Raw genomic sequence first — 13,382 nt, forward strand, 5'->3', positions numbered from 1 at the left:
ACTGTGTTTCATAAAGTTTTTCTTTATGAATAGCATTATGAAATAGCACTTGCACCTGCTATAATTTCTGTTAATTCCTGTGTAATAGATGCCTGTCTTGCTCTATTATACTTCAAAGACAAATCACTGATCATTTCCTCTGCATTGCTTGTTGCGGAATCCATTGCCTGCATACGTGCTCCATTCTCACTCGCATGAGATTCAACCAGTCCGCCAAAGATCAGACTGTTGATATATTTTGGAATGATCGCATTTAATGCTTCTTCCGGCTCCGGTTCATAATTCATCAATGTAAGCTTGTCAATCGGACTTTCTGATATATCTTCTTCTTCCGATACGATGTCTTCGGCATTGATCGGTAACAGCTTAGTCAAAGTCGGAATCTGTACGACCGTGTTTTTAAAGATCGTATAAGCAAGATAAATTTCTCCGATCTCTCCTTTGACAAACCGGCTTAAAACTTCTTTGCCGATCAGTGTTGCATCGCTGTAGATCGGTTCATTCATAGCCTCTGAATAATCCTTAGCCACTTCATAACCGACTCTCGCCATAGAATCGCGACCTTTCGATCCTACTGCATAGATCACCGTATTCTCTGTCGAAAAACGTTCGTCTTTCGTGATCAGCTTAACAACATTGGAATTATATCCGCCTGCCAGTCCTCGGTTGGATGTGATCAGAATGACCGCTTTCCTGTCCGACCGGCTCTTTTGAAGAAATGGATGTGACATCTGACCGGATTTTGCGATCATGCCTGCCACTGTATTATACATTGTATCAAAATACGGCTTTGATACTTCTGCCCCAAGCTTTGCTTTTTGCAGCTTGACAGAAGAAACGAGCTTCATTGCCTTCGTAATCTGTCCTGTGCTTTGCACACTTTCTTTACGTCTTTTGATATCTCTCATTGAGGCCATATGCTTTTCCCCATTTCTTTCTATTTGTTCTTAGTGAATTCTGCCTTAAATCCTTCGATCGCTTCGATCAGTTTCTTTTCAATATCTTCTTTGATCTCACCTGTTGTACGGATGCTCTCCGGTACTTCAGGATATTTTGTATCAATATATTCGAAAAGACCTTTTTCAAAGTCAAGAATGTCACTAATTTCAATATCGATCAGATATTTCTTAGTTGCTGCATATATAATGATTACTTCATTCTCTACCGGCATAGGCTTGTACTGATCCTGCTTTAAGATCTCACGGATACGCTCACCCTGTGCAAGCTGTGCCTTTGTCTCAGGATCGAGATCAGAACTAAACTGCGAGAATGCCGCCAGCTCACGGTACTGAGCAAGCTCAATACGGATCGGACCTGAAATCTTCTTCATTGCTTTGATCTGTGCAGAACCACCTACACGGGACACGGAAAGACCTGCATTAACAGCCGGACGGAATCCGGAGTTAAACATCTCTGTCTCAAGGTAGATCTGACCATCTGTGATAGAGATAACGTTTGTAGGAATATAAGCAGATACGTCACCTGCCTGTGTCTCAATGATCGGTAATGCTGTCAATGAGCCGCCGCCTAATTTGTCAGACAATCTCGCTGCACGCTCAAGCAGTCTGGAATGTAAATAGAATACATCTCCGGGATATGCTTCACGTCCTGGTGGACGTTTTAAGAGCAATGCAAGTGTACGATATGCTGCTGCATGCTTTGTCAGGTCATCGTAAATTACTAAAACATCCTGTCCTGCTTCCATCCATTCCTCACCGATCGCACAACCGGAATATGGAGCAATGTACTGAAGTGGTGCTAATTCACTTGCTGTTGATGCTACAACAGTAGTATAATCCATTGCACCATATTCTTCTAATTTCTTTACGATAGATGCAACGGTAGATGCTTTCTGACCGATCGCAACATAGATACACTTCACATTCTGACCTTTCTGGTTAATGATCGTATCTACTGCGATGGCGGTCTTACCTGTCTGACGGTCGCCGATGATCAGCTCACGCTGTCCTCTTCCGATCGGCACCATAGAGTCAATCGCCTTAATACCTGTTTGCAACGGTGTATCTACTGACTTTCTTGAAATAACACCGGATGCAACTCGTTCAATCTGACGGAACTTATCAGTCTCGATAGGGCCTTTTCCGTCGATAGGCTGTCCTAACGCATTGACAACACGACCAAGCATTGCGTCACCTACAGGCACCTCAACTACTCGACCTGTTGTCTTAACCAGATCACCTTCGTTAATGTTTTTATGATCACCTAAAAGAACGGCACCTACGTTGTCTTCTTCGAGGTTCAATACCATACCATAGATCTCATTTGGGAATTCAAGAAGTTCGCCCTGCATCGCCTTTTCCAATCCATGGATACGTGCGATACCATCGGCAACCTGGATTACAGTACCTGTATCGGATACTTCGAATTTGGTACTATATTTATTAATCTGTTCTTTGATTACAGAACTGATCTCTTCAGGTTTCAAATTCATGATATTCTTGCACCTTCTTTCTTAATATTTTATTTCACGAGCTGGATCTTTGACAATTCTTTTGCCATGTTCCCCAGCTGTGTCCGGATACTGCCATCAACAACTCTGTCACCAATCTGTATGACAATGCCACCGATCAGCGATGCATCAACCTGATATTCAGTCTGTATGCTTTCATAAGAAGTCGTTTCGAGTAAACGCTTTTGTACTTCTTCTTTCTGCTGATCTGTCAATGCACTTGCTGATGTTACATGGGCAATACCGATTTTTTTGTATTCCAGTACCTTGGATTCAAAATATGCCAAAATATTTTCAATCTCTGCAAATCTGCCTTTTTCCACGGTTGCAGTCAAAAGTCCTACCAATTGGTTCGAAGCTTTTCCTTTAAATGCTTCTTCCAAAAGTGCAACTTTTTCCTCCACCGGAATCTTAGGATGATTCAAGAGTTTGATATATTCCTCATTTGCACGAAATATTGCCAGCACAGCATCCACTTCTTCCATCAGGGAATCGACTGTGCCTGCTTCTATGGCCGCTTCAAATAAAGCTTCACCATATACTTTTGAAACTAATTTAGCCATGTCTCATCACCCATTTCTTCCAAAGTGTCTGCTATCAGCTGTGCCTGCTTATCCTCATCCAAAGAAGATGCAACAATCTTTCCTGCCATTGCAGCAGCTACAGAAATCATTTCCTGCTTGACTTCATCTTTTACTTTGCTCTTCTCAAGTTCTACTTCGCGATTTGCTCTATCAAGAACTCTGACAGCTTCTTCTTTTGCTTCGTTTACGATTTCGCTTTCTTTCTTCATCGCTTTTTTACGTGTCTGCGTAAGGATTTCTTCTGCCTCCTTGTCCACGTTTTTAAGCTTGCTTTCATATTCTGCTTTAAAAGCGATCGCATCACTCTTTTCTTTTGCAGCCGTTTCCATCTGTTCACGGATGCCATCCTGTCGCTTTTGCAATAAGTTTCTTGCCGGTACAAAGAGCAGATATGACAGAAGCAGAAAAAGTGCAAACATTGCGATCAACGTAATCAATGAATCGATCAGAAGCTGTGGATCAAGTCCGAAAATGTAATTGCCTAAAGCATCGCCAGCTAAAGCCACTTTCATTACACTCACTTTATAGCCTCCCTTCTGTTATTAACTTTTTACTGTATTTCTAACCACTTTTTCCATCCCGACAAAGCACAATGCCCTGTCTTTTGATGCTATTATTTTAATTTGCTGTAAAGTGGGTTAGCGAATAACAGGATCAAAGCAATAACCAGACCATAAAGACCTGTTGTCTCTGCGACCGCCTGACCTAAGATCATAGTTGACATGATATCACCTTTTGCACCCGGATTACGTCCTACGGCAGAAGCACCATAACCAGCGGCAATACCCTGACCAACACCGGGACCGATACCTGCGATAACTGCAAGACCTGCACCAATAGCAGAACCCATTAATACTAAACCTTCATTTGTTATATTCATGTTAAAATCCTCCTTAAAATAAAAATTTTACTTTCTTAAATGCTTTCCTGCATCCTGCTTTCAAAAAAGCCGGATACTTTTGCCTAAGCTGTTTCCTCACTGCTCTTTATGCGAAGCAGGATTATATTTCGTCGCCTATCGCATCCGAAACAAAACACATCGTCAGCATACAGAAAACGTATGTCTGGATCGCTCCGGAAAATACATCCAAATACGCATGAAGTGCTGCCGGCCATACCAGAGTAAGTACCCTTGGCAAAAGACCATAGATCAGTCCCATCATAACGGTTCCGGATAAAATGTTACCAAACAGACGTAACGACATAGATACCGGAGTTGAAAACTCACTGATCAGGTTCATCGGGAAGAACAAAAAGATTGGTTCAAACAATGCTTTGATCTTACCAAATTTCTGGTATTTGAATCCGTTAAACTGAATCAAAACCCATGTCATTACTGCCAATGGAAATGTAACACCGTAATCTGCTGTTGGTGGACGAAGTCCGAGTAAACCGGATAAGTTACATACCAGAATAAAAAAGAATAATGCACTGACATAGTTTCTGAATTTCAATGCTTTCTTCGATCCCATTGAACTGGCAACCATTCCATCCAGTGACTCAACGATCAGTTCAACCACATTCAGAAAAGGTCCCGGAACTTTGTTTGGATCAGCCTTCTTGATCACCCGGTTTGCAAAGATTGCAAAAACAAGAATGGATGCAATAACGATGATCATAGAAATATGAGTCGTCGTCAGATAAATGTCCCATCCAAAAACGGTAAACTTCGTATCCGTATATCCGTGAATAAAAAAGTCTACCTGCTCACCGCCTCCGGCAAGAAGAGCCTTACTTCCCAACAGACCTTGCGACATACCTAAGATGCCATTTCCCACACTCTCACCTTCCTTTACTTTTATTTTTTCTGTGAAACACAGATATATTGTGATGATACAAAAAGCGTATCACTACAGTCTCTTTTTCCTGTACTTTTGAATAACAGGATGAAGCTTCGGATACATAAGTGCCGTGATCTTCAGCCCCATAATTCCAAATACCACACCGATCGGATGCACATACTGCGGCAGGACTAATGCTGCTGCCATGATCACTCCGACAAAAAACATTCTTTTGAATGCTGCAAACTGTGTGTGTGACTGGGCATGTTTTGCATCCATATCCAAAGCAATATCCAGATGCCGGTACATATGCCAGAGCAAACCGGATGCCACCGCTCCGCCTGTCAAAACACCTGCTGCCATCGCCAGATGATTTGGAGCAATTATCGTCAATATCAGTAAAACAGGAATGAGCCACAGGATCAACCCTATTATCATTTCTTTGCAAAGCTGTCTGGCTTGTTTCATCGTTTAACTCCTTGTCGGTCCTTTCGGGTCGGGATACCTTTTTTTCTTGCCTTCCATCACATCCGAAAAATCTTCATCGGGATGTTTTTCATGATAAGCCTTTAAATTTTCCATATATTCTTTCTGCTTTGCCTCCTTTTGGATATCTTTTGCATAAAAGGTCTTTGTCAAAACAAAAAGATTACGAAATGCCGCACCGGCACCGAGACACAGCAGAATCGGAAATGCTGCTACAATACCAAACTGCCCATTTATCCAGTATCCTATACCTGCGCACAAAAAAAGCGGAACCATCATGCTTATACCGATCTGAGTAATCATTACAAGGCTTCGCAAAACTTTTTTATCATTCATGATGTTTCCCCACCAACCTTTTCTTTACCACGTCAGATACTTTGTTGCATCTTATCGGCATTTTTGAGTCTGCACTGCTCGTACAGCTCATTGTTATACACTCTATTATTATAAAATATTACATCCAAAAAGTCTATAAAAATCCATTCCGTTTCCGACCATTTTTATCCGGTTTCCGATCATTTTTTTCTTTACATTCTTCTGGCAGGCGATTATAATAATTTCAATACAAATTAAGATCTGCAATGTGATCTTAAACTTATCGAGAGAAGAATGGAGAATACAATATGGAGCAGATACGATTATTTCGAAGACGTTTCCTGCCTGATGAAGTAACAGAATTAAAGGACGATACCGTTTTATTTCTAAGCGATGACCTGATCCTGACAAAATGGAACGTGTTAAAACCCCGCAAAGACATTGCACACGGAATATCCGCATATTTTATTGATCTTGGCGTCAAAGTAAGCAAAGTCTATAATGCCAGTGAAGAATTGGTCTATTGGTATTGTGATATTGTGGAGCCGGTGATCGACAAAGCCGCTCACACTTATACTTTCAACGATCTTTTGGTCGATGTGCTGATCTATCCGGATGGACGTGTCCGTGTGGTTGATCTGGATGAGTTTGCTGATATTCTCGAAAAAAATATTCTGACAGAAACACTCGGAATCGCTACGCTTCGTCGTACCGATCACCTCTTGCAGACGATTTATGCCGGAAATTTTCATACTCTGACCGATAAGATTGATGAGATGGAAAAAACACTTGCGAAAGAAAATGCGTGATATGTGATAATTTTTCAACTGTTATCTGATCAAAAAGCCAATGAACGGATCTGACACGCTGCCTTTCCGGATCTTAGCAAAAAATACCAGAAAAGCAGATTTCAAATCGAGATCATCTTGATCTCTGTGTTTGAAATCTGCTTTTCTTTTTTTAGTGAAAAGACTATCTGCTATTAACACATACAGCATTGCTAAGCCGCAAAAACCGTTAATAGCTTACAGCATTCCCCATCACTCTATATTTTACGCATTGATTGGCATTGTTTGTATCTGTCTTAGTTTTTCTTTGTAGGAACTAAAACTTCTTTTCCACCCATATATGGTCTAAGCACTTCAGGAATACGAACCGAACCGTCTGCCTGTAAGTTATTCTCTAAGAATGCGATCAGCATACGTGGCGGTGCTACTACTGTATTGTTCAATGTATTCGCAAAATGCTTGCTTCCATCCTCAGCACGCACACGGATCTGTAAACGTCTTGCCTGTGCGTCACCAAGATTCGAACAACTTCCTACTTCGAAATACTTCTTCTGACGTGGAGACCATGCTTCTACATCACATGATTTCACTTTCAGATCGGCAAGATCACCGGAACAGCACTCTAATGTACGAACCGGGATATCAAGGCTTCTAAACAGCTCTACTGTGTTCTTCCACATGATATCATACCATTTCATAGCGTCTTCCGGCTCACAGACTACGATCATTTCCTGCTTCTCAAACTGATGAATACGATATACGCCACGTTCCTCGATACCATGAGCACCTTTTTCCTTACGGAAACACGGTGAATAAGATGTCAAAGTCTTTGGAAGCTCTTTTGCATCTGTGATCGTATCGATAAATTTACCAATCATCGAATGCTCACTTGTACCGATCAGATAGAGGTCTTCCCCTTCAATCTTATACATCATGGCATCCATCTCAGCAAAGCTCATAACACCTGTTACGACATTACTGCGGATCATATATGGAGGGATACAATAAGTAAATCCCTTGTCGATCATGAAATCTCTTGCGTATGAAATCACTGCAGAATGTAATCTTGCCACATCACCCATCAGATAATAGAAACCATTTCCGGCTACTTTACCTGCTGCATCAATGTCTAATCCGCTAAGGCTTTCCATGATTTCTGCATGGTATGGAATTTCAAAATCAGGCACAACCGGCTCACCAAACTTCTCAATCTCAACATTCTGGCTGTCATCTTTACCGATCGGAACACTCGGATCAATGATATTCGGAATGACCATCATGATCTTTTTGACTTTTTCCTGTAATTCTTTTTCTTTTACGGAAAGTTCTTCCAAGCGCTGTGCATTCTTTGCCACTTCCTGCTTCTTTGCTTCTGCTTCTTCTTTCTTGCCCTGTCCCATTAAAGCACCGATCTCTTTTGATACTTTCTTGCGTGAAGCGCGAAGCTCATCTGCCTCCTGCTGTGTCTTACGGGCTTCTGCGTCCAATTCAATGACTTCGTCTACTAAAGGAAGCTTATCGTCCTGAAACTTGTTCTTAATATTCTGTTTTACTACATCTGGATTTTCTCTTAAAAACTTAATATCTAACATCCTTTTTTGTCTCCTTATATTATGGCATACTGCCTTTTTCTTTTCCTGCCTTTTCTTTCTTAGATCAAAATAACAAATGCTTGTTCTTATACCATCTAAAACAAGACCTGACACTTTGATCCTGTATCAGAAACTACATTTCTTTATTTTACACAGATTTCATAGAGATTGCAAGCATGCTGACAACATAGGTTATCGGGTATTATTCCATGTACCGACACAGTCAGCGGTATGCTTACATTCCATACATCCATCAAGTGGATATCCCACGGTTTATTCTGTGATCAGAATTGCCCAGTATCCTGTTGCAGTCGCTTCATTATAACAATAACCAACCGCAATCTTTTTGACTTCTGACGAGAAGATATTTTCAGCACGATTCACATCTGTCATGGCTTTTGTCAGAACCTCTTCGAGATTTGTCGTTCCGGTATAAATGTCTTCTGTTGCATATTCGCAATCATATGATGCATCTTCAAGAACAGTCTGGAACTCTCTTCCATCCGGTCTTGTATGACCAAAGGACTGTGCTAATTCCTGTGCTCTGGTATCGGCGGCTTTACACAAAGCTGCATCCGATGTTAGAGCTGTAAGTCCGCGATTCTGACGTTCTGTGTTGATACTGTTCAACGCCGCTGTCGTTGCTTCAGTTAAGCTTTCTGTCGTGGTATTTGTCGTGGTTGTCGTTTTCTTCGTTGACTTCTTTGCAGCTTTTTTATAGATGTTGATCTTAACCGCTTTAGAATATTTACCGCGTGAAATGCGATATCCTCTTGTACGATAGCCGCGTACTTTCACATAATATGTCTTGTTCGCTTTTAAGCCCGTAATCTTATAATATTGTGTACGTGTTGCCATCAAAAGCTTATAACTGCCATGCTTTGATGCCGATAAATAGACCTGATAACCGGTTGCTTTTGATTTGGATATTTTGATCGTCGCTTCTTTCTTCGTACGTTTTGTTACGCGTACGGTCGGACGTGAGGCGGCTTTTGCACTTTTTGTTTCCATGCTGCATACAGTACATAACAAAAATGCCATTGCTACTAACATAATCCTGCGTAAATACTTTTTCCCGTTTTCCATCATTCCATTTCCTTTCTTTTTTATTCATGTGAAAACTTGCATTTTTCACATAATTTACTGATACATCCTGCATCCATTGTCCTGTTTTTATTGCAATCCCTCAACAAAAGCCAAGCCAACACCCGGTCAGAAACCTTCTCGTTTTCATAATACTCTTTGTTCCCAAATACCCTCTGTTTCATTTTCTCAAAAAAAGCAACGTCAACACGTTGCCTTTTTTCCGGCTCTTTTCATTCCGTACAGCGACATTATATTTTCGATATACGGATCGTTTGACATACTAATTGTCTAAGAAGCATTTTTCATATACTTCATTACGGACTGCTCCATAATAGATCTCGCCTTCCAGTATATCACAACCAATCGAACGTGCAATATCTTCCTGCAGCTTTGTGTGGATTCCGCCACATGCAACTGTCAGATCCATTTCTTTTACCATCTCTACGATCTTTTTCAAAATGATATGTTCTTTCTTGTCTGAAATATCCTGTTTGAAATATTCGCCATGAAATTTAATTCCCGCAATCGGAAGACTGCGCAACGAATGAATCGCTGTGTGATCTGAACCAAAATGACTGATAAAAACTTTATACCCTCTTCGATCTAAATCCTCCAATGCCATTTGCAGATTCGTTGTCATGTCCTTAAAACAATGTTCCTGCATTTCCAAAATAATATCTTTTGGTTCAAGATTATTTTCACGAATCGTTTCATCTATTTTCTCTACTGCATTCTGTAAACAGAGCTGGCTTGCCGTAATATCGATGGAAATCGGCTTGATCTTATAACCTTTTGATTTCCATACTCCCTGGCTGCAGCATACATTCGAAAGGACATAGAAGAATAGCTGCTGTATTTCTTCACTGCGATCAATATAACGACGCAGATCCTCTAATGAGAGATAAGAACCATTCTGCATCTGAATCTGAGGAATCGCCTTACAACCGATCACATTATCCCGATTCTTGTAAATACGGGGCAGGTAGCAGATTTCAATTGATTGCTCCATCATCGCCGTGCCAATTTCGGAAATGACTTCTTCTTCTAAGAACTGGTTTCTTTGCAATTCTTCCGTATAGATCGAATAATGATTTCCACGAGTACCTTTGATACTTCTCCTTGCCAGATCCGCACATTCTAACATCTTGTCAAGATCCTGCTCGCCCGGTTTTACCAGATAGATACCGCTTGTCGTTCCGTATGTATTATAACTAAGCTCTTTTTCCCTTTCTTTTTGCACACGAAGCATATGGGAAACTCTCTTCAAAAGTTCACCGTGCTTTTCATATTTGAAAAAGACGACGAAATAATCTCCATTGATACGGGAACACATATTATCATATGCCATATGCTTGCATAACAGTTTTGCAAAACTTATCAAAAGTTCGTTTCCGATCGAAATTCCATAATGATAGGTCAGTCTTTGAAAGCCGTCAATATCACAGCACAGAATACCGTATTTTTCTTCTTTGTTATTTTTCAAAATGTTACGCGTCCGTTCGATCCATTCCTGATAAGGCATGCTTCCCGTCACAACATCTTTGACTTTCTCCTGTGCCATTTCAGCAATCTTTAAGACTTTTCCTACAGTCCCGGATACAAGGGAAACAGCAGGCTCTTGCGACACAATGAAAGAGCGGTCATCCAAAAAACGAGTTTCTCCATAAATTTTTTCCGGCATGCCTGTCTCTTCTGTACCAACTGTAATTGCATACACTTCAGTCGGATGATAATTTCCCTTGCTGTCTTTTACTTTGAAAACACCCTTAGCTTTACCGATTTTACGCATCCGTTCATCAAAAAAAGAACAGAGTGCATCCAAATCGTCAGGATGTACCGTCGGACCTAATGTTTCTCTGGTAAAAGCATTTTTCAGTTCTCTTTCTCTGGAATAGGTGCCATCTATATAGCCATTGCGATATAGCTTTTTAGATATTATATGATACGTCCACTCTGTTTCCTTCATATACTCCAGAAGATAACCGGATCTGCGAAGACTGTCTTCCATTTTTTGTTCCAGTTTTTTCTTAGATGTAATATCCATAATGATACAAAGATAAACAACTTCACCATCCAGATCATCCACACGACATCCATTTACATATGACCAGCGTACTTCACCGTTTTTGGCAATGATACGATATTCAAAGCTGATTGTCCCACCATTGTCTACCGCTGCACGAATCATGTGCACTACTCTTTCCACATCTTGATCATAAATAACTTTATCGCAATGATTTCCAAACAAAGAGAAATACTCCGAACGACTATAACCCGCCAAACGATAAAAGCCATCATTGGAATATAAAATGGAAAAATCAGAAATCCGAATCTTGATCACGCCACCCGGAACATTATTTGTTATGAGATCAACTTGTCTTTTTGCATCATAAACTTCTGCTAATGTCCGTCTCTGCTGCGTCACATCCATTGCCGAGCAATAATAACACATCTTGTCATTTCGAACGAATGGACTTGCTGTCATCGACAAAAAACGAACTACACCATCTTTGCGTTTGATACGATATTCCAAATGGATATGGCCACCTGCTACAGACTGCCTTGCGATCAGATTAGATATCTTTTGTTTTTCTTCCGGCAAAATCAGCTCCTTTAGTTTATTCTCAAATTGATCGGCAAACTCCTCTTTCGTATAACGCAAGATCTGATAAAATTTCGGATTGGCATATACAACTTTAAACTCCATTCCCTGTTCTAAAACAAACGTTGCACACTCTGAATATTCCAGTAAATTTCTTAATTCTTCCTCGCTCATCTGTGGTTCTTCTATTTTCCCCATGGATATCACCCCTTATCCTTTCAAGCAGATGTTGGCATCCCGCTTTGTTGCACATTTATAAATTCATATGGATATATCAAATGTCACATATTATTATTTTTCTCTTGTTTTATAATTCACATGGACCGGAGCCGATCTCTACGACATAAAAATCTGCTGCATAGCCGATCGTTTCCTTATAAGTTTTACCAACCTGATCAATAAATCGGTCCACTGCCTCATCTTTCACAATGCTGACCGTACATCCGCCAAAGCCTGCGCCTGTCATACGGGATCCGATCACACCGTCAATCTTCCATGCTGCTTCTACTAACGTATCCAGCTCCTCACCCGTTACTTCATAATCATCACGCAATGATACATGAGACTCATTCATCAATTTACCAAACAATGCAATATCATTTGCCTTCAATGCTTCTACTGCCTTGATCGTACGCTGGTTCTCATAAACGGCATGTTTGGCTCTCTTTCTTCGATCTTCATCTTTGATCGCCATTTTCACACTTTCAAACTGTTCTTCTGTCAGATCACCAAGTGTTTCAATTCCCATTCCTGACTGGATCTCAGATAAAGCCATCTCACATTCACTGCGACGCTCATTGTATTTTGAGCTGCCAAGTCCGCGCTTCTTGTTACTGCATGAAATGACAATCTTTGCTCCTTGTAATTTGACCGGAGCATATTCATATTCCAATGTTGCTGTATCTAAAAAGATTGCATTATCTTTCTTACCCATTGCGATCGCAAACTGATCCATAATACCGCAATTTACACCATTGAAATTATTTTCTGAAAACTGCCCGATCAACGCAAGATCCTGATTGCTGACATCAAATCCATATAATGATTTCAAGATAAAACCGGTTACTACTTCTACGGAAGCAGAAGAAGAAAGTCCCGAACCATTTGGAATATTTCCGTTCAAAAGGATATCCAGACCACAATCCAGATGCATTCCTCTTTCACCGAATGCCCACATCACACCCTTTGGATAGTTTGTCCATCCTGCTTCTTTCATTGGCTTTAATTCATCTAAAGACGACTCAATAATTCCAAGATGCTCAAAATTCATTGAGAAGAAACGAAGCTTTCTGTCATTTCTCTTTCTCGCTACTGCATAAGTACCGATCGTCAATGCGCACGGAAATACATGACCTCCGTTGTAGTCTGTATGTTCTCCGATCAAATTCACACGTCCGGGTGCGAAAAATGCTCTTGCACCTTCTGTAGTTCCATATACTTCACCGAATTTTTTAAGAATAATATCTTTCATGCCTGCTCTCCTTTGCGACTATATATTTTAAATTATATTTTTGTCTTTTTCGTGTTGTGATGCAATCTATTCTGATTGCTATAATAATAGTATAACAACTCAATTATTATTGTACATGAATACATACGGAGTTTCAAGCACTATATACAGGCTCTCTATATATGGATATATACGCACTCTATGTATATGAGGTTCATCTTTCAGATG

Annotated in this window: 13 protein-coding genes; 1 reads left to right on the top strand and 12 read right to left on the bottom strand. The window is 40.4% G+C overall.

Annotation, left to right across the window (positions count from 1 at the left end; translation table 11 throughout):
- Nucleotides 1–35: 35 nt before the first annotated feature.
- The 8 genes from atpG to H8700_RS02265 all read right to left on the bottom strand — a co-directional run bounded on the left by atpG (nt 36) and on the right by H8700_RS02265 (nt 5,657).
- Complete coding sequence (gene atpG / locus H8700_RS02230; RefSeq protein ID WP_022141162.1) at nt 36–917, bottom strand: ATP synthase F1 subunit gamma; 882 nt, start codon at nt 915–917, stop codon at nt 36–38.
- Nucleotides 918–937: 20 nt separating this feature from the next.
- Nucleotides 938–2,452 (bottom strand): F0F1 ATP synthase subunit alpha, encoded by a 1,515-nt coding sequence (gene atpA, locus H8700_RS02235; protein WP_249302742.1) that lies wholly within the window; start codon nt 2,450–2,452, stop codon nt 938–940.
- A gap of 29 nt (nt 2,453–2,481) precedes the next feature.
- Nucleotides 2,482–3,033 (bottom strand): ATP synthase F1 subunit delta, encoded by a 552-nt coding sequence (atpH, locus tag H8700_RS02240; protein ID WP_022142428.1) that lies wholly within the window; start codon nt 3,031–3,033, stop codon nt 2,482–2,484.
- On the bottom strand, nt 3,021–3,566 hold the full coding sequence (gene atpF / locus H8700_RS02245; protein WP_249302784.1) for a F0F1 ATP synthase subunit B: 546 nt from the start codon (nt 3,564–3,566) through the stop codon (nt 3,021–3,023). The genes atpH and atpF overlap by 13 nt, the downstream gene beginning before the upstream one ends.
- A 101-nt stretch (nt 3,567–3,667) precedes the next feature.
- Complete coding sequence (atpE, locus tag H8700_RS02250) at nt 3,668–3,934, bottom strand: ATP synthase F0 subunit C (RefSeq protein ID WP_022142426.1); 267 nt, start codon at nt 3,932–3,934, stop codon at nt 3,668–3,670.
- A gap of 121 nt (nt 3,935–4,055) precedes the next feature.
- A complete protein-coding gene (atpB, locus tag H8700_RS02255; protein ID WP_249302786.1) occupies nt 4,056–4,811 on the bottom strand; it encodes a F0F1 ATP synthase subunit A in 756 nt (251 codons plus the stop codon).
- 93 nt (nt 4,812–4,904) lie between these two features.
- A complete protein-coding gene (locus H8700_RS02260; protein ID WP_249302744.1) occupies nt 4,905–5,303 on the bottom strand; it encodes an ATP synthase subunit I in 399 nt (132 codons plus the stop codon).
- Between the two features lie 3 nt (nt 5,304–5,306).
- Complete coding sequence (locus H8700_RS02265; RefSeq protein ID WP_022142423.1) at nt 5,307–5,657, bottom strand: AtpZ/AtpI family protein; 351 nt, start codon at nt 5,655–5,657, stop codon at nt 5,307–5,309.
- A gap of 287 nt (nt 5,658–5,944) precedes the next feature.
- On the opposite strand from H8700_RS02265, the gene H8700_RS02270 reads away from it, so the two are divergent.
- Nucleotides 5,945–6,445 carry a ribonuclease FAU-1 family protein gene (locus H8700_RS02270; RefSeq protein WP_249302746.1) on the top strand — a complete coding sequence of 167 codons (501 nt, stop codon included), beginning with the start codon at nt 5,945–5,947 and terminating at the stop codon, nt 6,443–6,445.
- 275 nt (nt 6,446–6,720) lie between these two features.
- On the opposite strand, the gene serS is transcribed toward H8700_RS02270, so the two are convergent.
- The 4 genes from serS to H8700_RS02290 all read right to left on the bottom strand — a co-directional run bounded on the left by serS (nt 6,721) and on the right by H8700_RS02290 (nt 13,175).
- Nucleotides 6,721–8,016, bottom strand: a complete 1,296-nt coding sequence (gene serS / locus H8700_RS02275) for a serine--tRNA ligase (RefSeq protein WP_249302748.1) — start codon at nt 8,014–8,016, stop codon at nt 6,721–6,723.
- 273 nt (nt 8,017–8,289) lie between these two features.
- Complete coding sequence (locus H8700_RS02280; protein ID WP_249302750.1) at nt 8,290–9,105, bottom strand: CAP domain-containing protein; 816 nt, start codon at nt 9,103–9,105, stop codon at nt 8,290–8,292.
- Nucleotides 9,106–9,382: 277 nt separating this feature from the next.
- Nucleotides 9,383–11,902 (bottom strand): bifunctional diguanylate cyclase/phosphodiesterase, encoded by a 2,520-nt coding sequence (locus tag H8700_RS02285; RefSeq protein WP_249302752.1) that lies wholly within the window; start codon nt 11,900–11,902, stop codon nt 9,383–9,385.
- A gap of 109 nt (nt 11,903–12,011) precedes the next feature.
- A complete protein-coding gene (locus H8700_RS02290) occupies nt 12,012–13,175 on the bottom strand; it encodes a galactokinase (RefSeq protein ID WP_022142418.1) in 1,164 nt (387 codons plus the stop codon).
- Between the last annotated feature and the right edge of the window lie 207 nt (nt 13,176–13,382).

Source organism: Jutongia hominis (genome assembly GCF_014384965.1).
GTDB classification, from domain to species: domain Bacteria; phylum Bacillota; class Clostridia; order Lachnospirales; family Lachnospiraceae; genus Butyribacter; species Butyribacter hominis.